The following is a 19,508-nucleotide window of genomic DNA, read 5'->3' as shown; positions in this document are numbered from 1 at the left end:
TACGCCACGTCCTGCGGCAACGCCTGCATGACCCACATCCTGTGGGCCTCAAGCATAAGACGAGCCCTGTAAGAAGGTGCTCTTTCCTTCTGGAAGGGATTGGCTTATGTCTCGAGTCCCTAGGAGCCGCAACTAGACAAGCTTATGACCTCGAGGGGGTAGGCGCTGGAGCTAGACAGTTATCAAAGTTCAAAACTCTTTCCGGCATCGGGAGCAGGAGAAAATGGCAGCAATTCCTTTCAAGGAGGGCCGCAGATCGATATCGACTGCGGCTCTTCTTTTATTTATTCGCTGCCAAGCACTTTCTCATTCCGATCCATTACACGGCGGGAATAGCCCTCAAACAGGCCTGCCTCCTCATTTGTCAGCTGCCCTGCATAAAGGCGGCCGGATTTCTTTTTCAAGGATTGGAGAAAGCGGAGCATCACATCCTGAACCGTCAGCTCTGTCCCCAGCAATTCCGACAGTGATGCCATGACAGCCGGCTGAATTTCAGGGTATTGGAATTTCGTCTGTTCTTCTTTTTTAGCAAGAGAGTAGAATTTGCCAATCAGATCGGCACGCTCACTTCCGCTTCCATCCACACACAGATAGATTTGCACAGCTACGCCATTGCGGAGGCGCCTCTGCGAAATGCCTGCAAACTTCTGTCCCCCGATGCTTAAATCATAGCTTCCCGGGCAATAGGAGCCGACAATTTCCCGGGCTTCTATTTCTTTATGAAAATCGGAAAACATCTCCTGGATGAGCATCCACATCGCATCATAGCCGCGGTTGATATCAATTCCCTTTTCCCTTTCAGGAAAAATCAGCGAAATATTCAGGACCCCCTGATCCAGGACAACGGCCAGGCCGCCGGAGTTTCGGACAATCACTTCATACCCCCGGCTTTTTAGAAAGTGAATGCCGTCATTCAAAAAAGGCAGCTTCGTATCCTGGATGCCGAGCACGATCGTATTGTGATGCACCCATGTCCTCGCAGTGGCAGGCGCCGCACCGGCTCCGACAGAAGCACAGAGCGTATCATCCATTCCGAATGAGTGCAGGGCATTTAAGTGGATTCCCGCAGCAGACTGGTCAATAACCCGCCAGTCTTCCTGAAAAAGCAAATCTTGTTGCGAATTCATCTTTATTTGATCCCCTTTTGCCGATATTTAGAGTTAATCGGCAGAAATTATCTATTAAGTATCCATTCCAAAGTTAAATCAGCTAGTTTATCGGCCTAAACTACAGTTTTATCGGCCACTGGCCATATCCAGATACATTATAGCAAAAAAGCCAGTCACAAGGGACCGGCTTCTAAACTGCTGTATTATTGATTTAAAGCCTGAGCTGCTGTAATTAAAGCAAGCTTATAGACATCTTCCTCGTTGCAGCCGCGGGACAGGTCATTAACCGGGCGGTTCAAGCCTTGAAGAATTGGTCCCACTGCCTCGAAGTTTCCAAGGCGCTGGGCAATTTTGTAGCCGATGTTGCCGGCTTCCAGGCTAGGGAAAACAAATACATTCGCATCACCCTGAATTGGTGAATCCGGAGCTTTTTTCTCTGCTACAGATGGAACAAATGCCGCATCAAACTGGAATTCCCCATCTATGATCAATAGCGGATCACGAATCTTAGCTGCTTCAAGTGCTGCTGAAACCTTTTCCGTTTCCGGAGACTTGGCAGAGCCCTTTGTGGAGAAGCTGAGCATTGCTACACGCGGTTCGATATCGAACATCCTGGCTGTCTTGGCACTTTCAATCGCAATTTCCGCCAAGTCCTGGCTGTCAGGTGAGATGTTGATGGCACAATCGGCAAAAACATATTTCTCATCGTCACGGACCATGATGAAGACACCTGATGTTTTGCGCACGCCTTCTTTCGTTTTAATAATTTGCAGTGCCGGGCGCACTGTATCAGCTGTTGAATGCGCTGCACCGCTCACTAGGCCGTCTGCTTTGTTCGCATAGACAAGCATGGTACCGAAATAGTTTTCATCCAGAAGGATTCTGCGCGCATCTTCTTCTGTCGCTTTGCCTTTGCGTCTTTCAATAAATGCAGCCACAAGCTCATCCATCATTAAAAAGTTGCTTGGGTCATAAATTTCAGCTGAATCCAGGCTGATATCCATGTCTTTTGCTTTCGCTTCAATTTCCGCGATGTTTCCGATCAGGATTGGAGTGATGATTTTTTCTGCAGCCAATCTGCCGGCAGCCGCTAAAATACGCTCATCCTGTCCTTCCGGAAAAACGATTCGTAAATTCTGTCCTGTTACTTTTTCTTTCAATACTGTGAATAAGTCACTCATGCTAATTCCTCCTACGGCCATAATTTTTCCGTACAAATTAATAGAAATTCTCCTATATACTCCCTTAGAATACTCTTCATCCTAAGAATTTCAAGGAGTTCACCCGCTGTTAGCGTTTCCAAATAAAATGTTTTTGTTTTCGGTAAATTTCCAATAATAAATAACCTTCTGCTGGCGCATCTTCATACCTTTTTTAAGATATCCATAATGCCCTCTTTGTAAACGGGTTTTAATGCTGGTGACAGGTACATACCAGGAATTCCAACATTTCAAGTTTTGTACACATGTTAATTGGAGAAACTATGGTATAGTAGGGATGAGAATTTCAGTACATATTAGGAGTGATTATAATGAGTGAAGCAGCAGTAACGCTTGATGGCTGGTATTGTTTACATGACTTCCGCACAGTTGATTGGACAACTTGGAAAATGGTACCCAGCGAAGAGCGCCAGGCAGCGATCCACGAATTTATGGCCCTAGTGGACAAGTGGAACACAACACAAAGCGAGAAAAACGGCAGTCATGCCCTTTATACAATTGTCGGCCAAAAAGCTGATTTTATGATGATGATCTTAAGGCCTACAATGGAAGAGCTGAATGAAATTGAAAACGAATTCAACAAATCAAAATTAGCTGAATTCACGATTCCGGTTCATTCATATGTGTCTGTTGTCGAGCTGAGCAACTACCTGCCTGCAGGAGAAGATCCATACCAGAATCCGCAGATCCTGGCACGCCTTTATCCTGAATTGCCAAAAGCGAAGCATGTCTGCTTCTATCCGATGGACAAGCGCCGCCAGGGCAATGACAACTGGTACATGCTTCCTATGGAAGACCGCCGCAATATGATGCGCAGCCATGGCATGATCGGCCGCCAGTATGCCGGCAAGGTAAAACAGATCATCACAGGCTCTGTTGGCTTCGATGATTACGAATGGGGCGTTACCCTTTTCTCTGACGATGTTCTTCAATTTAAAAAGCTTGTATATGAAATGCGCTTTGATGAAGTAAGTGCCCGCTACGGCGAATTCGGCTCTTTCTTCGTTGGAAACATCCTGGAAGAGGACAAAGTAGAAAAGTTCCTTCACATATAATGATGAAAGCTCCCGGCTTCGGCCGGGAGTTTTTCTTTTTCTTCCGGTTATAAAAGAATATGCCCTTACATAGTAATGAAATAGTGAGTTTCTATTTTAAATTCAACCCGCAGGACTGTCCGGCAGTCTATTCTCAAATACGCGGATAGAACATGCTGATTTTAATACTTAGGAGGGACTAAATTGAGTCAATCAAATTATGGTCAATACCCTTATTATGGTTACCAGCAGCGTTATAGCGACGGCACTCAAATGCCGCAGAACTTTCAGGGCCAGCCGCAGTTTCAGCCGGCACAAACAGGCGGAGCCATGCCAAATGCGAGCTCAGGGGGAATGTTTCCGGGTGCAGGCGCAGGCGCTGGCGGCGGAATGGGCGGCATGGCAGCTGCTCCATCTGTTCCGGGAATGCTTCCGCTTGAACAATCCTATATCGAAAACATTCTTCGCCTGAACAAAGGGAAACTTGCGACAGTATATGCCACATTTGAGAATAATACGGAATGGAACGCCAAAATATTTAAAGGCCTCATTGAGGCGGCCGGGCGGGATCACCTGATTCTGAGCGATCCTCAAACAGGCCAGCGCATCCTCCTTCCGATGATCTACTTAGACTATGTGACGTTTGATGAAGAAATTGAATATGAGTATCCATTTGGCGGAGGACAGGGAATGTCACAATATTCGCCGAGATAACAGGAAAGGCTTTCCTTCTGACGGCTGAACACGTCTGGAACTGGTCAGCTTCCGCAACAAAAAGGAGCTTTGACCCCAAGTCAAAGCTCCTTCCTTTTACAAATATTTCACTGCCGCAATAATCAGCAGCACCCAAGCCGCAAGGAATGAGACTCCGCCAAGCGGAGTGATAGCACCAAGCACGCTGATTTTCGTTAAAGTCAGCACATATAAGCTTCCTGAGAACAGGATGATGCCGATCACCATCAGCCAGCCCGACCAGGATAATAAAGACGTTGCCGGCAGCTTGCCAAGCAGAACGCCAATGATCAAAAGTCCTGTTGCATGGAACATCTGATAGGTTACACCTGTTTGCCATGTCTCCAAGTACTTCGGCTCCACTCTTCCTTCAAGTCCGTGAGCTCCGAAAGCCCCTAATGCAACTGATAAAAAGGCATTAATTGCCCCAATAATAATAAATAGCTTCATAGTCCCCTGCACCTCTTATCTCTTTATTAAAAATCAAACAATGAATCGCCATTCGCCTCATCATCCATCTGCATTTTCTTTGGCTGCAGATTCGCTGGCTGAGCTGCTGGCGGCGCATTGTATGTATGGCTAATAGACGAAACAGCAGCCACACTGCCTGCATCCGACTCATCCAAAACCAGCTCGCATAACGACTTGATCGCCTGTACTCTTTCTCTGATTCTGGCGTCGGAAGAGCTGCTTTTCGCTTCCAGCAATTCCTTCTCCATTTTCCCTAAAAGCTTCTGAACAGAGATATTCACCCTCTACACCTCTTTCTATAAAAAAGCAGCCCTTGTCCATCCCCGGCACTCGGGGCGGGAAACTGCCTGCCTAAAAGCGGCCAGTATGACCGGCATATAAAGTTTATCAGGTTTTCTTTTCAAAACGCAAACAGGGATGGCCGGATGCCCGGAAAACTTCAAGTGAGGGCAGCTGCCTTGTTTTAAACTGAAAGGCCCTGCAGCCTTTTGGATGATTCCGGTCCCAGGTCACATAGAAATATTTGCACTTAAAACAATCGATCTTCTGTGAACTCATTTGTTTTTCTCCTTTGTGCACAGAGCATATTTCGAGCACTTCTTGCATAAAACGGTATGTTTCACGTGAAACATGGCGAAACGAATCAGAGATTAGGAATCTGCCAGTCAATTGGCTCCTCTCCAAGCTTCTGTAAGATTTCATTCGTCCTTGAAAATGGCCTGCTCCCAAAGAACCCTTTTCTGGCCGAAAACGGGCTGGGATGCGGTGATTTTATGATAAAGTGTTTGGAAGCATCAATCAGCACTTCTTTTTCCTGTGCCGGTTTTCCCCATAATATAAAAATAGCGGGCTGTTCCCGCTCATTCAATTTTTGTATAACCGTGTCGGTGAACGTTTCCCATCCTTTCCCCTTATGCGAATGCGCCTGCCCTTTGCGGACGGTCAGAACGGTATTCAGGAGCAGTACCCCTTCCTGAGCCCATTTTAATAGATATCCATTATTTGGCACATCGAAGCCCAGATCTTCCTGCATTTCCTTAAATATATTTTTCAGTGAAGGAGGCAGCTTTACATCAGGCTGAACCGAAAAGCTTAATCCATGTGCCTGCCCCGGCCCATGATAAGGATCCTGTCCCAATATCACTGCCTTTACATCTTTATAAGCTGTATATTGGAGCGCATTGAAAATATCCTCCTGCCTTGGATAAATGATCTGCTCCTCATATTCCTTTTTCAAAAATTCACGAAGATGAAGATAATAGGGTTTCTCGAATTCCTCTGCCAAAATCTCCTGCCAGTCATTTCTTAAGATACGCTTCATTTGCCAACTCTCCCTCCTCTTATTTGAACTGTTATTCTCATACCCATTGGCTATCATGCCATAATCCAGCATTCTTGCCTACATGTTTAAAAAATCTCTGAGCGGATATGTAATATATAGAACGGGCAGGAAAAGCTGCCCTTAAGAATAAATCTGCTAAATCTTTTAAGGAGGATGTTATATATGTATAAAATCGAAGTTGTCGAAAATGGTGTACAAGCTACTGATGCGATTGGAATGCTGCAAAGCCAAGGATTCAATAAGGAAAACATCTATATTTTCGCACACGACAAGGATCGCTCCGAGCACCTATCTGATGCGACAGATACAGGCGAAGTCGGCATGAAGGAACAGGGCTTATTCGATTCTGTCGGAAATGTCTTCAAAAAGCGCGGAGATGAGCTTCGTTCAAAATTTGAATCTGTTGGGTTAACAACGGTAGAAGCAGAACAATATGAAAAAGTATTGGATGAAGGCAAGTTAGTTATTGTGGGTACAGATGAAGCGAAATAATTAGAAAAGCGGAGGCGCATTGCTCACCCCCGACACCTCGAGGGGGCAGGTGCTGGAGCTAGACAGTAAGCAAAAAAGCGATGAACTTTTTCATCGCTTTTTTTTGTGCCCTTAAAACATCCAAATCCATAACCCTATAAGCAGAACCGGGTACAGTACATACCACCATACTCTGGTTATATGGACTTTTGACAGGATGAAAAATACCATTTCAGGCAATACAATCAACCCTGCCTGAATCCAGATGAACGTATAAAAATGCTCCGGCGCTATCATGCCGTTCCCTGTCGCCCAATCTCCGCTATTGAATAAAAAGTAGAAGAAATTCAGGAAAGGGAGAATGATAGCGAAAAGAATCCGGCTGATATGAACTATCAAATCGGCAGGACGCTTGTTTTTATACAATGGCGTAACCGGCATGATAAAACTATATAAAATCATAACGAACCCCAAAAAATTAACTAACAGCTGATCAAATAAATACCCGATAAAATACATAAATGTAATCATTGTTATCCTCTTCTGCCCTTTTGTCTTTATTTTACAGAAAAGGCAGAGGGTTATATATGATAAATAAGCACTAGTTTAGTTCAAACTCACTGATTGAAGCTTCACCTTACCCCATAATCCGCTGGTAAATGGACTTCGCCTGTGCTAAATCCTTTGTGCCATGGATCAGGGCGCGTCCGTCTTTGAAAAGGACCATCCGCTGCTCCTCCATGTCGACGGAAAGCAGATATGGATTGCCTTTCACCTGATAGCCGAGCGATTTCAGCTGCCGGGCGATTTCCGTGAACTCGATTCCCAGTTCTTTCGGAGGGCGGATCTGAACAGTGTCCCTTCCGCAGAGAACGGTGGATTTCATCATGTTTTCCTGCTGCAGATAAGGATAGGTTCGATCTTTTCCGCAGGATAAGCAGCCTTCATCCTTCGCTTTTGACACCTTCATGCTTGTATACTGGTTTCGCCATAAATCAAAGCTAACCATCGAAGTCCGAACCGCTTCCCAGTCCTCAGCCAGAATTTTCAGTGCCTCTGCCGCCTGATGGGCCACGACCATTTGTACAGCAGGCGCAATGATCCCGCCGGTGTCACAGGTCATTCCCTGGATCGGGATTTTTTTCAATAAACAATTCATGCATGGCGTATTCCCTGGAATGATGGTCATGCTCATGCCGAAGCTGCCGACACATGCTCCATAAATCCACGGAATAGAATATTTCTGGGAGATATCATTAATAGCCATTCTGGTTTCGAAGTTGTCAGTTGAATCGAGGATCAGATCCACCCCTTCAGCAAGCTCCTCCAGCTTTTCCGGAGTAGCATCGCCAATAATTGCGCAGATCTCAACCTCGCTATTAATCTGTTTCAGCCGTTTTTCTGCAGCAGCCGCTTTTGGCATTTTTTCCGCGGCATCGCTTTCTGCAAAAAGCTGCTGACGCTGCAGATTGCTTTCCTCGACATAATCGCGGTCAATAATCGTCAGTTTGCCGGCCCCGGAACGCGCCATCAATTCCGCATTTCCCGAGCCAAGTGCGCCGGCGCCGATGATCAGCACATGCTTGGAGCGGATTTTTTCCTGCCCCTCTTTTCCAATCGGCGCAAACAGGGTCTGTCGTGAATACCTTTCAGACAATAGGGCCCCTCCTCTCTATAAAAGAAAAGCTGCATCACCCGCCGCTGACAGGAGGGATAAAAGCAACCGCATCTCCGTTCTGAATGACTTCATCATCTGAAGCGAATTCTTCATTCACAGCTGCCATGACCGAATCAAGCTTCAGCCCGAATTCTTCCTCAAGCAGCTGTTTCAGCTCAGCGACGGTTTTGCCGCTGACATCCCTTGTTACAGACTCTTCTCCAACACGGTCCCGCAAATGGGCAAAAAACATGATTTTATTCATTTAAATCTTCCCCCTCCGGTTTCCCTTTTGGATATGCCACTGTTTCCAGCTGGTTGCCGATCCACTCTTCACCGTCTTCCCAATGTTCCTTCTTCCAGATCGGCACAATTTCTTTAATTCTTTCAATCGCATAACGGTTGGCTTCATAAGCATCGGCACGGTGTGGAGTAGAAACGGCAATGACCACCGCTACATCGGTAATATCCAGCTTGCCTGTGCGGTGGGTAATGGCCACTTCTGCCCCGTTCCAGCGTTCTTTTATCTCGGTTCCAATCTGCTCCAGTTTTTTCACAGCCATGGACTCGTATGCTTCATAGATTAAGTAAAGTGTTTTTTTGCCGTGAGTCAGCTCGCGGACGGTTCCGATGAAGGTCGTAATCGCTCCGGCTTCCCGCTGTACCACTTTATCGATCACACTTTGAATATTGATCGGATCTTTTGAAATCTCAAAATTCATGGAATCACCTCATTTATTATAGAAAAAAACTCTTCTAGTCTTATTTGTTTCATTTTGACATATCCTGTGCCGGAAGTGAAATGGCGGGTTGTTTAATTTGACTTCCCTTCCTCTTCAGCTGCCATATTCAGTGCCTGCTGGTACTCATCCGGATGATTCATATTAAAAAAATAGGCATCCCTGGCTAGAAAACCTCTTTTCTTCAGTTCTTCATCCCTTAATATGGCGGTGTCTATTTCATTTAAAAACTCACGGATTCTTAATTGATTATTCATCAAAGCATGTTCAGCCGCTTCTTTAGCTTCTTTTCGGTAAGCTGCAAACAGCGGATGAAGGCGGCCTTCCATTTCCGGTACAGCGGCCTGACTGCTGTTTAGTTCTTCTAGCAGAATTCTCCCTAAATCCACAGATATGAAGGGCATATCACAGGCAACAATCAGATTTTTTGAGGTTGATGTCGCTGACAGCCCTGCTTGAATTCCTGCAAGCGGCCCTTTTTCTATCCATTTGTCACTGACTATCGGAAGCCCAAGAAACCGGTATTCTTCCTGTTTATTCGCAACGATGATCACCTGGGATGTATAAGAAGCCAATGAATCTGCGATGCGTTCAATCACTGTTTTTCCCTGTATTTTTAGCAGAGCCTTATTCTCACCCATACGGCTCGAGTGCCCTCCTGCCAAAATAATGCCTGTTGTACTCATATTCTTCACCTGACTTTGTGTGATGTGGAACAGGGACATTCTATCCTTATGGTTTTATTTTACCATCTAATCCAATGTGTTTCTTTGATAAAGGCCTGCCGGTTGTGCGGATCGCTTTGGATCCCTCCTACTTTCTTCTTATCTCTACTCCGCTACCAATTACCTTTTTTTAGAAAAACCTATAAACCGATGGAATCATTTTACATGTAATGTGCAGGTATTACCCTTCAGCTATTAGAAAGAACTTCATATATTTCTATATACGGGAGGGAGTACATTGAGATTTAAAAAGCTATCATCAGCCATTTTAACGTTGACCTTAACCGCAAGCCTCTTGGCTATCCCCGCTGACTTTACACCAAGCGCAACTTCTGCAGCCTCAACAGAAAACAGCATTGAAGCGCACCACTTGCAAAAGGCTTTTGAAAAAGCGGCGAAGGAATTTGGAGTACCTGAATCTGTCCTTCTCGCCGTCGCTTATAACCAGTCACGCTGGGAGCACCATGAAGGCCATAGTGAGGTCGGAGGCTATGGCATTATGAATCTTGCAGACTTACCAGCCGACATGAGCGCCAGGGGCAAGCACGATGATGGAATCATTGAGGCTTCAGATAATGAGAATAGCACACTTAAAACAGCCGCAAATCTTCTAAATGAAGATCCGGAAACCTTAAAAAAAGACCCTGAACAAAATATCCGGGGCGGTGCAGCTCTATTAGCAGAGTTTGCACGCCAAACGACAGGGGAACTCCCTTCCGATGCAGCAGACTGGTACGGTGCCGTCGTTAAATACAGCGGAACAGATCAGGAAGTCATTGCTAAGGACTTTGCAGATCAAGTCTTTGAGACCATTCAGCAAGGTGCTGCCAGAAAAAACCTTGATGGACAAAGAGTCGTATTAAACGCCAAAGAAATCACACCAAATAAGACTACAGCGGGCTCTATCCCTCTTCGCAACACCAAATACACAAATACCGATTGTCCCAATGGCCTTGATTGCACTTTCATTCCTGCTGCTTATAAGCAATTTTCGAGCAGTGCAGGTAATTACGGCAACTACGATATCGCCAATCGGCCAAAGGACGATTTAGATATTCGCTATATTATTATCCATGATATTGAGGGCACGGCTGAATCCGCCATCAGCCACTTCCAGAATCCGTCCTACGTTAGTGCACACTATGTCATAGATTCAGAGACCGGAAAAATCACCCAGATGGTACGTCCTGAAGATGTGCCATGGCATGCAGGAAACTGGTATTTTAATATGCATTCGATCGGATTGGAGCATGAAGGGTATGCTGCAGAAGGCGCTGACTGGTACAGTGAGCAAATGTACCGCTCTACTGCAAAGCTTGTAAGATACCTTTCAGACCGATTTAACATTCCTTTGGACAGGCAGCACATTATCGGCCATGATGAGATACCAGGCTTAACAACAGCAAAACATAAGAGCATGCACTGGGATCCGGGTGCTTATTGGGATTGGGGACACTTTTTCGACCTTCTTGGAGCTTCCATTAATCCAAGCAGCGGAGACAAAGACAGTAATATCGTCACAATCCGCCCAAATTTCAATACAAATCAGCCAGACTTTACTTATAGAGGAATTAAACAGGAACCTGAGTCTTCAAGCTTGATTCATTTATACAGTGAACCCAGCTTTGAGGCACCATTGGTCAGTGATCCCCTGCTTCATCCTGGCGGCACCAGCACAAAAAATATTAATGACTGGGGCAATAAAGCTGCGATTGGACAGAGTTTCTATAAAGCCGGGCAGGAAGGCGATTGGACAGCTATTTACTACGCCGGCCAAAAAGCCTGGTTCTATAATCCGGACAATAAAAATAGCGTCCCAGGCAGCGGGACCCTTATCAAGCCAAAAGAAGGGCTTGATTCCATACCTGTATATGGTGCCGCCTATCCTGACGACGCTGCTTACGATGAGGCCGGGATTGCAGAATGGGCAAGAGGAAAAGCACAGGTTCTATACCAGATGCCGGCTGGCCAAATCTATACAGCAACAGCACCAATTCAGTCCGATTACTATCATGCGAAGTATTATAATGACCCGGCTACGAATAAGGTTGTAAAGGGAAATGATGAATACTATCAGATTTTTTACAACCATCGTCTGGGATTCGTGAAGAAAAGCGATGTAGAAGTTGTAAATTAAAAGACTGACCTGGAGTTATTCTACTTTGAGGAATAGCTCCTTTTTTGTTTCATTGATCTCTTTTGTATTTTTGAAAACAATAGCGGACAACTTAATGCTGAGAAATCATCTAATCGGTCCGTTATAGTTTTTCCCTTTTTCAATTATTGTTATAATTAGTAAAAGATATCAGCAAGGAGGAATTAGGCATATGACAATGAAAAAAGTAATGACCATTGCAGGTTCGGATACGAGCGGCGGCGCCGGCATCCAGGCTGACCTTAAGACATTCCAGGAGCTTGGCGTTTACGGGATGACTGCGCTGACTACGATCGTGACGATGGATCCTAAAAATAACTGGAGCCACAATGTATTCCCGATTTCTACAGATATTCTGGAAACACAGATCGAAACGATTATCTCGACCGGAATCGATGCAATGAAAACAGGCATGCTCGGTTCTGAAGAAGTGATTAAGATTGCCGCAAAGACCATTAAAGAGAATAGCCTGGATCACGTTGTCATCGACCCGGTCATGGTCTGCAAGGGCGAAGATGAGCCGATTCATCCTGAATTGAACGAAGCATTAAGAGATTTGCTTGTCCCGCTTGCAACAGTGGTCACACCAAACCTGTTTGAAGCATGGCAGCTGGCTAAAACTGGCCCGATCAAGACGGTTGAGGACATGAAGGAAGCAGCTGTTAAAATTCATGAACTTGGCGCAAAGTATGTATTAATCAAGGGCGGCAGCAAGCTTCAGCACGAAAAAGCCGTCGACCTTCTTTATGATGGACAAGAGTTCACTCTTTATGAGAGCGAACGCGTTGAAACGACTTACACTCATGGCGCAGGCTGCACCTACTCTTCTGCCATCACAGCAGAAATTGCAAAAGGCAAGTCTGTTAAAGAAGCGGTTCAAACCGCGAAGGACTTCATTACTGCGGCCATCAACCATGGCTTCCAATTAAATGAGTATGTTGGCCCGACCATGCCTGGTGCATACCGCAAATATGGCGCAGGCCGTACTGAATCAGAATAAAAATGAGGGAACAGAGTCCGGATGGGCTCTGTTTTTTTGGCAATGGGCGGTTTCGCGATTATATTTATTTTTTCGCGAATAAAGTTAAATTTTCGCGATTATATTTATTTTTCCGCAAAAAAATCAAAACCTCGCGATTATATCTAAGTCCTCGCTGAGATTACTTTTTCGCTTTTCATTCCTTTTTTTAGTAAGATAAACAGAAAGATAATATGAAAGGGGGACTATAAAATGGAACCAGCAGTGAAGGAACATGTGCAAAAAGAGATCGACCGTCTTGCCGGGAAAGAGGTCTTTATTCATCTGGAAACAACGAATGGGGCATACGCTTCCCATTTTGATGAAACCTTCTTTTCTTCAGGCGCCTATATCCGCAATGCCCAATTGGTTTATGAACATGGAAAGGTCACCGGCAAGGGCCCTTACCGGGTTGGATTAAAAATGAATTTTGGCTGGGTGTATGCTGAAGGAATTACCCACTTTGAAGTAGATGAAGAGAAAAGGCTTCTTTTAGCCGGCCATGATTTCAGCGGCAAGCTGGCAGTCGCCCTGCAAATTAGTGAAACTCCTTTTGAATAAGAGGACATGAAATGAAAGGAGCACGACCAAGATGGAAAAGGAAAGACATGTACTCGTCATCTTCCCTCATCCGGATGATGAAGCATTTGGCGTATCAGGAACGATTTCCTTACATATCGATAATGGCACACCTGTCACCTACGCATGCCTAACGCTTGGAGAAATGGGGCGCAATATGGGAAATCCTCCTTTCGCCACCAGAGAAACTCTGCCGAAAATCCGCAAAGAAGAGCTGGAGGAAGCAGCCAGGGTTTTGGGCATCCAGGATCTAAGAATGCTGGGGTACCGGGATAAAACTGTCGAATTTGAAGATGAGGAAATGCTTGCGAACAGGCTTGGAGCCATCATCGGCGAGACGAACCCTTCCCTCGTCATCACGTTCTACCCGGGATACGCTGTGCACCCGGACCATGACGCGACAGGAGCCGCCGTCATCCGTGCGGTAAAAGAGCTGCCTGCTGACAAGCGTCCGAAGGTTCATTGTGTGGCATTCTCCAATAACTGTGAGGAAGAAATCGGCCAGGCTGATGTGGTCAATGATGTAAGTGCGGTTATCGACCGGAAAATTGCAGCCATTAAGGCGCATGCCTCCCAGACACAGCTGATGGCAGCGAACATGGAAGAAAGCATTAAAAATCAGGATCCGGAAGTACTGGCAAGAATGTATAAAGAGCGCTTTTGGACTTATAAAATATAAAAAATGTTAGAACCGGGAGCTGCAGATGCAGCTCCTTTCAATTTGTGCGATCGGCTGGCCCCTTGCGGCATGTATAAAGAAAATGTAAGGTGAGAAACTAGTTTAAATAAATCATCCATAGAGGGTGACTGTTCCGTGGACAATTATAAAAATGATAACACCGCAAGATATTATAAAGCCCATGTCAGCGTTTGGGGCACTTCTCAAATTCATTTAAGAAACCCTTATATCATAGGCTGGTGGTCAGCTGCGTTTCCTGGTTTTGGACATTTGCTTTTGTCAAAATACCTAAGAGGCTATGCCTTATTTATTTGGGAAGTCCTAATAAATATAAAAGCAAATGTCAATTTAGCTATGGTTTACTCATTTCAAGGTAATATTGGTATGGCTAAAGAAATTTTAGACACGAGATGGCTTCTTATGTATATTCCTGTTTACTTTTTTGCTATATGGGATAGCTACCGAACAACTGTAGATATGAATAAGGTGTATATTTTAGCCAAAAACGAAGGACATCAAATCAATACTTTTAGTTTAGGGCCATTGGAAATTAATTATCTTGATAAAAGAAATCCTATTATGCCCATAATGTGGACTTTATTTGTACCCGGGCTCGGACAGCTCTATATACATAGAATTTTGACAGCGTTCTTTCTTATATTTTGGGTTGTTGTCTTCTTTTACTTTTCACATGCACAACAAGCCGTGTCTCTCTTATTTCTTGGAAAAATCCCAGAGGCAACCTCAGTTTTAAATCCAGAGTGGTTATTATTTCTTCCATCCCACTATGGTTTTGCTACGTTTGATTCCTATATGAATACAGTCGAAAATAATAAACTTTATGAAGAGGAACAAAGAAGATATTTAACTAAAACGTTCCAGCCGAAAAGTTTCCGGATATTAAAAAGACAAAAAAGCGGAGTGATTAAAATGCAGTTATTTTCAACCTTTGAAAGTAACTCCTTTTTAGAAATGGCGATTTCAACACTTGAGAAAAATGGAATAAAAAAAGAGGATATTTATGCTCTCCCACTTTGTAATCGAACCGAAGAACGTAAAGTGTTTGATTCTCTTCATCGCTCAGATGGTACGTCACTCGTCGATATAGGAATAGCGCTTGCCACAGCTTTTGCTGTAATTGGCGCAAGTATCGGATTTAAATTAGCATGGGGGCCAATATACTGGGGACTTATCAGTGCGTTCATTGGTTTTGTTATAGGTTTCTCTATTAGAATATATACGGAAGTTATCTTAAAGAAAAAGAAACGAATACGGAGAGGTAAGCACTCTGAAATTATTCTCATTGTTAATTGTGAAGAACCTCAATCTGAGTTAATAAAGGAGATTCTTTTCAACCATTATGCATTCGGTGTTGCAGCAGTCAAATAAGATTGTAAATCACTGTTAAATAAGAAAACAGGATTATAACCATAAGAAATAGGCAGCGGATTAGCTGCCTGCGTTATTTGGGAATACTCTCCCCCGAAACGGGGCTCCCCTTATTGCTATTTCTCCATCATTTCCTTCAAATACTGAAGCTGACTTCCGTCTTCCTGCTTCACAATATTCACGATGAAACGCCTCGTCAATCTGGCAACAATCCCGCTGGTTTTGACGGTTGCTTCCATCTCCACCTGGGTTCCTTCTTCTATTTCATGAAAATCATATTTATATTCGGTGATCAGTCCATTGGCATTGCTGCGGGTGGTATAGGTTCTGTCCTGTTCAAAATCAATGATTTCAACTTCTGCGCTGATCTTTTTTCCTCTGACCATGCGTGTTTCAACAAACTTTGTTCCTTTTCCGGTCTCACCCTCGGTCTGTTTTTCCACTTTCACGACAAACGGCATAAGTTCAGGAACATTTTCCATCTTAATCATATAATCAAATACTTCATGTACAGGTTTTTTGATAATCTCACTCGAACGAAAATCAGCCATGCTTTGCACCTCAGAGTCATAAGTCTATGACTCTATTATATAACAAAAAAGCAGGCTGGAGTAAAGACGATCCCCTACAGCTTCTGGCGGTAAAGAGAGCAAAATTTGCACCAGTCCACAATAACGATTTTCCTTCCTGTAATTTCGATGATTCCTTCTTTTTTCAGTCTGGAAAAAACACGGCTGACACTTTCCCGGGATGTTCCGACAAGGGTGGAGAATTCCTGAACGGTTATCGGAAGCTCAAGATGCATCCGGTTGCAGTAGTTGGCGCCGAACTTCTCCGCAAGCCTTTCCAAAGTCCGGACTGTTTTCGTATACACATCAAGCAGCGCAATATCCCTCATAATGGAGGTCATATCACGCAGAGATTCACTCATAAAGCGGATAATCTGTACGGCCATTTCCGGCGAATACAGAAGCTCCTGCTCCAGTTCATCGGTATTCAGAAAATAAATTTCACCATCCTGCACCATTGTACCTGTCGCAGGATACGTATGGCCCTCCTGGTTAAAGAGGTTGGCTTCAGCAAAAATCTCGCCCTTTTTCTTAATGCAGACAATCAGTTCATTTCCATGTTCATCCTGCTTCGTCAGCTTCACAATGCCGGAGTGCACAAAGTAAACTCCTTTGGCAACCTCATATTCAGACATAATTCTTTCGCCTTTTAAATAAGCTTTCTTAATAATTCGATTATCAATCCGCTCTAGAGATTCAATGGGGAGCTCTTTAAAAATCTCAATCTTGCCTAAAAATTCGTTGATTAACGGCCTATGATCCTGCTTTTCATATTCCATTCCCATCCCCCGCTTTTACCATTCTTAAGAAATATTTTAGCTGAGACCCGCTTGAGAAGAAGTGACTTAACTCACAAAACGATCATCTCATGCAGAATATTGGATAAAGTAAGTGATTACTCACTTTACAAACTGCTAGCGGTTCATTTATGATTATAATGAGTGATTACTCACTTTTTAAAAAGGAGTGAACAAATGAAAAGTCCAATCGTTTCCATTCAACATGTATCCAAAAATTACGGAAAGCAACAAGTTCTAAAAGACATCAGCCTTGAAATTTATGAAGGGGAGATTTTCGGCCTGCTCGGCCCATCCGGAGCAGGCAAGACAACGCTTGTTAAACAGCTGGCAGGCCTTGAGGAACCAGCACAGGGTGAAAATTATATTTTTAGCGAAAAAATGCCCAGGCTGGACCTGATCAAACGAATCGGCTACATGGCCCAATCCGATGCTCTGTACACCGACTTAACAGCAAAGGAAAATCTGGATTTCTTTGCATCGCTGTATGGGTTAAGCGGCAAAGAAAAAAGGCAGCGGATGAATGAGGTGATGGAATTGGTTTCATTAACAGACCACCTTCATAAAATGGTTTCCGACTATTCAGGGGGAATGAAGAGAAGACTTTCCCTTGCCATTTCCCTTCTGCATAGTCCCGGTCTCCTCATTCTCGATGAACCTACTGTTGGAATTGATCCCGTCCTCAGAAAAAGCATCTGGGAATCGTTTAAACGCCTGAAGGAGAAAGGGACCACCATCCTGGTGACAACTCATGTCATGGATGAAGCAGGAAAGTGCGACAGGCTGGGCATGATTAGAGACGGACAGCTCATTGCAGCAGGGACACCGGAAGAATTAATGCAGCAGGCAGGCGCAGCCAATATAGAAGATGCCTTCCTGGCATATGGAGGTGCCTAAGATGAGGATTATGGCTCTGGTTATTCGAATACTGCGCCAGATTGTCAGAGATAAACGGACAATGGCTCTATTGATCCTCGCCCCGATTCTGGTCATGACCATGCTTCATCTTGTGTTTAACGGAGATGAATATACGCCAAAAATCGGCTTCGTGAATCTGCCTGAAAAAATAGAGGCTCAGCTTAACCTGGAACAAGCCAAACTCGAACACTATGAAACAGAGAAACTCGCGGAAAAGGACTTATCAGCCAAGAAGCTGGATGCGTATCTGGTGTTTGATCAAATGCCGCCGTCAGTGGTTCTCGAAGGCAGTGACCCAAGTGTAAACGGAGCTGTGATGAGATGGGTTCAGGGTGCATTGAAGCCACTGGAGCCAAATGGCGGGAATCAGGAAGTAAAAGCCGATTATTTATTCGGCTCCGGGGACATGGGGCAGTTTGATTATTTCGGGCCGGTGCTGCTGGGATTCTTTGTCTTTTTCTTTGTATTCCTGATTGCCGGGGTATCCTTTTTAAGGGAACGGACAACCGGAACACTCGAACGGCTTTTGACCAGTCCGCTCAGGAAGTGGGAAATTGTTACAGGGTATATTATTGGATTTGGAATTTTCACGATGATCCAGGCAGCCATCATCGCCTGGTATACGATCTATGTGCTCGGCATGGTGATGGAAGGCTCTTTTGGCTATGTCCTTCTGATCACACTTCTCCTTTCGCTGACAGCATTGACTCTGGGAATCCTGCTGTCTTCGTTCGCCAACAATGAGCTGCAGATGATCCAATTCATTCCCATTATAGTGGTTCCGCAGATCTTTTTCTCGGGGCTTTTCAATCTTGAGACCATTTCAGAGTGGCTCAGCTGGGTCGGCCCTTTCACACCTTTATATTATGCGGCTGAAGCATTAAGAAATGTAATGGTGAGAGGCTTTGGGTGGGATATGATTTATAAAGATCTGCTGATGCTGCTCGCTTTCTCCCTGCTCTTTATGGCTCTTAATATCGCTGCTTTAAGAAGGTACCGGAAAATATAAAATTTCTTTTTATAATTTCATTCCTTTATAATAAAGCTATAGATTTTGCACGTATAAAGGAGTTTACCATGCCAGAGCAGGATTCCATTTTAGAAGAGTTATTTCAGGAAGAAGAAAAGCTTACGGAGAAGCAGAAGAAAATTATCACGGCTGCGATTGAATCGTTTTCTGAAAAGGGCTATGCCGCCACTTCGACAAGCGAAATCGCCAAGAAGGCAGGAGTAGCCGAAGGAACGATCTTCAGGCACTATAAAACCAAAAAGGATTTGCTGATGGGGATCGTTTCGCCGATGATGGCAAAGCTGATTGCTCCATTCGTCATTAAAGATTTATATAAAGTCATCAATCACGAATATGAACACTTTGAAGATTTCTTAAGAGCCATGATGGAAAACCGGATCGAGTTCCTTAAAAACAATATGCCTCTTATCAAGATCCTGATCCAGGAAATTCCGTTCCACCCCGAACTCAAGGAACAGTTTAAAGAGCATATTGCCATGAAAGTATTCGATCGTTTTGCCAGTTTGGCTGAATACTATCAGAAAAAAGGGCAGATTATTGATATCCCGCCCTACAGTGCTGTCCGAATGACTTTTACATCCATCTTCGGCTTTCTTATCGCGAGGTATTTAATCTTGCCTGAAGCCGACTGGGATGATGAAAAAGAAATCGAGCTGACCATTCAATTCATCATGCATGGACTTTCAGCTAAAAACTAAAGCCTGGCACTGCTGCCAGGCTTCAGACTGTCGACAAACTCGATTAAAATCGTGCTTGTCTTCAGTCTTTTTTGTTTTACAATAGAAGTAATACAATGCTTGAGGTGATTAAAATGCTTTCCAAACATAATCCAATTCAACGGGATCAAATTGAAATGATTGCACTAGACGAACT

Annotated in this window: 22 protein-coding genes and 1 pseudogene; 11 read left to right on the top strand and 12 right to left on the bottom strand. The window is 44.3% G+C overall.

The features are described from left to right. Positions 1-284 precede the first annotated feature (284 nt). Positions 285-1,127 (bottom strand): lipoate--protein ligase family protein, encoded by an 843-nt coding sequence (locus ACTHRG_RS04040; RefSeq protein ID WP_076257044.1) that lies wholly within the window; start codon positions 1,125-1,127, stop codon positions 285-287. A gap of 185 nt (positions 1,128-1,312) precedes the next feature. Continuing rightward, on the bottom strand, positions 1,313-2,290 hold the full coding sequence (gene pta / locus ACTHRG_RS04035) for a phosphate acetyltransferase (RefSeq protein ID WP_076257042.1): 978 nt from the start codon (positions 2,288-2,290) through the stop codon (positions 1,313-1,315). Positions 2,291-2,640: 350 nt separating this feature from the next. Here pta and hemQ point away from each other — a divergent pair, with 350 nt between their 5' ends. Continuing rightward, on the top strand, positions 2,641-3,384 hold the full coding sequence (gene hemQ / locus ACTHRG_RS04030) for a hydrogen peroxide-dependent heme synthase (protein ID WP_035328069.1): 744 nt from the start codon (positions 2,641-2,643) through the stop codon (positions 3,382-3,384). Between the two features lie 183 nt (positions 3,385-3,567). Beyond that, positions 3,568-4,077: a spore coat protein GerQ gene (gerQ, locus tag ACTHRG_RS04025; RefSeq protein ID WP_076257040.1), complete on the top strand. Its 510-nt coding sequence runs from the start codon at positions 3,568-3,570 to the stop codon at positions 4,075-4,077. Between the two features lie 96 nt (positions 4,078-4,173). On the opposite strand, the gene ACTHRG_RS04020 is transcribed toward gerQ, so the two are convergent. The 3 genes from ACTHRG_RS04020 to ACTHRG_RS04010 all read right to left on the bottom strand — a co-directional run bounded on the left by ACTHRG_RS04020 (position 4,174) and on the right by ACTHRG_RS04010 (position 5,887). Continuing rightward, positions 4,174-4,545 (bottom strand): DUF423 domain-containing protein, encoded by a 372-nt coding sequence (locus tag ACTHRG_RS04020; protein WP_035328075.1) that lies wholly within the window; start codon positions 4,543-4,545, stop codon positions 4,174-4,176. A gap of 26 nt (positions 4,546-4,571) precedes the next feature. Further along, a complete protein-coding gene (locus ACTHRG_RS04015; RefSeq protein WP_076257038.1) occupies positions 4,572-4,847 on the bottom strand; it encodes a YwdI family protein in 276 nt (91 codons plus the stop codon). Positions 4,848-5,209: 362 nt separating this feature from the next. Continuing rightward, the gene (locus ACTHRG_RS04010) at positions 5,210-5,887 is read right to left on the bottom strand and encodes a uracil-DNA glycosylase (protein WP_076257034.1); all 678 of its coding nucleotides are present in this window, start codon (positions 5,885-5,887) and stop codon (positions 5,210-5,212) included. 183 nt (positions 5,888-6,070) lie between these two features. On the opposite strand from ACTHRG_RS04010, the gene ACTHRG_RS04005 reads away from it, so the two are divergent. Continuing rightward, positions 6,071-6,400, top strand: coding sequence for a general stress protein (locus ACTHRG_RS04005; protein WP_076257032.1), 330 nt, complete (start codon positions 6,071-6,073; stop codon positions 6,398-6,400). A gap of 111 nt (positions 6,401-6,511) precedes the next feature. On the opposite strand, the gene ACTHRG_RS04000 is transcribed toward ACTHRG_RS04005, so the two are convergent. The 5 genes from ACTHRG_RS04000 to mobA form a co-directional block, all read right to left on the bottom strand. Next, positions 6,512-6,910: a hypothetical protein gene (locus tag ACTHRG_RS04000; protein WP_076257029.1), complete on the bottom strand. Its 399-nt coding sequence runs from the start codon at positions 6,908-6,910 to the stop codon at positions 6,512-6,514. 106 nt (positions 6,911-7,016) lie between these two features. Further along, positions 7,017-8,036 (bottom strand): thiazole biosynthesis adenylyltransferase ThiF, encoded by a 1,020-nt coding sequence (locus tag ACTHRG_RS03995; protein WP_440230618.1) that lies wholly within the window; start codon positions 8,034-8,036, stop codon positions 7,017-7,019. Between the two features lie 34 nt (positions 8,037-8,070). Next, positions 8,071-8,301 carry a molybdopterin converting factor subunit 1 gene (gene moaD, locus ACTHRG_RS03990; RefSeq protein ID WP_076257025.1) on the bottom strand — a complete coding sequence of 77 codons (231 nt, stop codon included), beginning with the start codon at positions 8,299-8,301 and terminating at the stop codon, positions 8,071-8,073. Next, the gene (locus ACTHRG_RS03985) at positions 8,294-8,758 is read right to left on the bottom strand and encodes a molybdenum cofactor biosynthesis protein MoaE (RefSeq protein WP_035328092.1); all 465 of its coding nucleotides are present in this window, start codon (positions 8,756-8,758) and stop codon (positions 8,294-8,296) included. Before ACTHRG_RS03985 ends, moaD begins: the two co-directional genes overlap by 8 nt. Positions 8,759-8,850: 92 nt before the next feature. Further along, on the bottom strand, positions 8,851-9,462 hold the full coding sequence (gene mobA / locus ACTHRG_RS03980; RefSeq protein ID WP_076257023.1) for a molybdenum cofactor guanylyltransferase: 612 nt from the start codon (positions 9,460-9,462) through the stop codon (positions 8,851-8,853). Between the two features lie 277 nt (positions 9,463-9,739). Here mobA and ACTHRG_RS03975 point away from each other — a divergent pair, with 277 nt between their 5' ends. From ACTHRG_RS03975 to ACTHRG_RS03955, 5 genes and pseudogenes are all read left to right on the top strand, one after another. After that, positions 9,740-11,638 carry an N-acetylmuramoyl-L-alanine amidase gene (locus ACTHRG_RS03975; protein WP_440230616.1) on the top strand — a complete coding sequence of 633 codons (1,899 nt, stop codon included), beginning with the start codon at positions 9,740-9,742 and terminating at the stop codon, positions 11,636-11,638. A gap of 190 nt (positions 11,639-11,828) precedes the next feature. Continuing rightward, positions 11,829-12,656, top strand: coding sequence for a pyridoxine/pyridoxal/pyridoxamine kinase (gene pdxK, locus ACTHRG_RS03970; protein ID WP_440230614.1), 828 nt, complete (start codon positions 11,829-11,831; stop codon positions 12,654-12,656). Between the two features lie 231 nt (positions 12,657-12,887). Continuing rightward, a complete protein-coding gene (locus tag ACTHRG_RS03965; RefSeq protein ID WP_440230613.1) occupies positions 12,888-13,235 on the top strand; it encodes a YojF family protein in 348 nt (115 codons plus the stop codon). Between the two features lie 31 nt (positions 13,236-13,266). Beyond that, positions 13,267-13,932 carry a bacillithiol biosynthesis deacetylase BshB2 gene (gene bshB2 / locus ACTHRG_RS03960; RefSeq protein WP_251172050.1) on the top strand — a complete coding sequence of 222 codons (666 nt, stop codon included), beginning with the start codon at positions 13,267-13,269 and terminating at the stop codon, positions 13,930-13,932. Between the two features lie 135 nt (positions 13,933-14,067). Beyond that, a pseudogene (locus tag ACTHRG_RS03955) lies at positions 14,068-14,847 on the top strand (hypothetical protein); the annotation flags it as partial. A gap of 590 nt (positions 14,848-15,437) precedes the next feature. Here ACTHRG_RS03955 and ACTHRG_RS03950 read toward each other — a convergent pair. After that, complete coding sequence (locus tag ACTHRG_RS03950) at positions 15,438-15,872, bottom strand: SRPBCC family protein (protein WP_076257014.1); 435 nt, start codon at positions 15,870-15,872, stop codon at positions 15,438-15,440. A gap of 74 nt (positions 15,873-15,946) precedes the next feature. Further along, the gene (locus tag ACTHRG_RS03945) at positions 15,947-16,669 is read right to left on the bottom strand and encodes a Crp/Fnr family transcriptional regulator (RefSeq protein ID WP_076257012.1); all 723 of its coding nucleotides are present in this window, start codon (positions 16,667-16,669) and stop codon (positions 15,947-15,949) included. Between the two features lie 195 nt (positions 16,670-16,864). On the opposite strand from ACTHRG_RS03945, the gene ACTHRG_RS03940 reads away from it, so the two are divergent. From ACTHRG_RS03940 to ACTHRG_RS03930, 3 genes are all read left to right on the top strand, one after another. After that, positions 16,865-17,584 (top strand): ABC transporter ATP-binding protein, encoded by a 720-nt coding sequence (locus tag ACTHRG_RS03940; protein ID WP_076257010.1) that lies wholly within the window; start codon positions 16,865-16,867, stop codon positions 17,582-17,584. Between the two features lies 1 nt (position 17,585). Further along, complete coding sequence (locus ACTHRG_RS03935) at positions 17,586-18,614, top strand: ABC transporter permease (protein WP_440230610.1); 1,029 nt, start codon at positions 17,586-17,588, stop codon at positions 18,612-18,614. A 68-nt stretch (positions 18,615-18,682) separates the two neighbouring features. Beyond that, entirely contained in the window at positions 18,683-19,333 is a 651-nt protein-coding gene (locus tag ACTHRG_RS03930; RefSeq protein ID WP_076257006.1) for a TetR/AcrR family transcriptional regulator, read from the top strand. The last annotated feature ends 175 nt before the right edge of the window (positions 19,334-19,508 follow it).

Origin of the sequence: Cytobacillus sp. SAFR-174 (genome assembly GCF_051964675.1) — a bacterium.
GTDB lineage: Bacteria > Bacillota > Bacilli > Bacillales > Cytobacillaceae > Cytobacillus.
This window is presented reverse-complemented; position numbering and strand designations above follow the sequence as displayed.

Bases quoted from the DNA above. Each gene is read 5' to 3' on its own strand.
- ACTHRG_RS04040 (WP_076257044.1), bottom strand. From the start codon at position 1,127: ATGAATTCGCAACAAGATTTGCTTTTTCAGGAAGACTGGCGGGTTATT.
- pta (WP_076257042.1), bottom strand. From the start codon at position 2,290: ATGAGTGACTTATTCACAGTATTGAAAGAAAAAGTAACAGGACAGAAT.
- hemQ (WP_035328069.1), top strand. From the start codon at position 2,641: ATGAGTGAAGCAGCAGTAACGCTTGATGGCTGGTATTGTTTACATGAC.
- ACTHRG_RS04020 (WP_035328075.1), bottom strand. From the start codon at position 4,545: ATGAAGCTATTTATTATTATTGGGGCAATTAATGCCTTTTTATCAGTT.
- ACTHRG_RS04010 (WP_076257034.1), bottom strand. From the start codon at position 5,887: ATGAAGCGTATCTTAAGAAATGACTGGCAGGAGATTTTGGCAGAGGAA.
- ACTHRG_RS04005 (WP_076257032.1), top strand. From the start codon at position 6,071: ATGTATAAAATCGAAGTTGTCGAAAATGGTGTACAAGCTACTGATGCG.
- ACTHRG_RS04000 (WP_076257029.1), bottom strand. From the start codon at position 6,910: ATGATTACATTTATGTATTTTATCGGGTATTTATTTGATCAGCTGTTA.
- moaD (WP_076257025.1), bottom strand. From the start codon at position 8,301: ATGAATAAAATCATGTTTTTTGCCCATTTGCGGGACCGTGTTGGAGAA.
- ACTHRG_RS03985 (WP_035328092.1), bottom strand. From the start codon at position 8,758: ATGAATTTTGAGATTTCAAAAGATCCGATCAATATTCAAAGTGTGATC.
- mobA (WP_076257023.1), bottom strand. From the start codon at position 9,462: ATGAGTACAACAGGCATTATTTTGGCAGGAGGGCACTCGAGCCGTATG.
- pdxK (WP_440230614.1), top strand. From the start codon at position 11,829: ATGACAATGAAAAAAGTAATGACCATTGCAGGTTCGGATACGAGCGGC.
- ACTHRG_RS03965 (WP_440230613.1), top strand. From the start codon at position 12,888: ATGGAACCAGCAGTGAAGGAACATGTGCAAAAAGAGATCGACCGTCTT.
- bshB2 (WP_251172050.1), top strand. From the start codon at position 13,267: ATGGAAAAGGAAAGACATGTACTCGTCATCTTCCCTCATCCGGATGAT.
- ACTHRG_RS03950 (WP_076257014.1), bottom strand. From the start codon at position 15,872: ATGGCTGATTTTCGTTCGAGTGAGATTATCAAAAAACCTGTACATGAA.
- ACTHRG_RS03945 (WP_076257012.1), bottom strand. From the start codon at position 16,669: ATGGAATATGAAAAGCAGGATCATAGGCCGTTAATCAACGAATTTTTA.
- ACTHRG_RS03940 (WP_076257010.1), top strand. From the start codon at position 16,865: ATGAAAAGTCCAATCGTTTCCATTCAACATGTATCCAAAAATTACGGA.
- ACTHRG_RS03935 (WP_440230610.1), top strand. From the start codon at position 17,586: ATGAGGATTATGGCTCTGGTTATTCGAATACTGCGCCAGATTGTCAGA.
- ACTHRG_RS03930 (WP_076257006.1), top strand. From the start codon at position 18,683: ATGCCAGAGCAGGATTCCATTTTAGAAGAGTTATTTCAGGAAGAAGAA.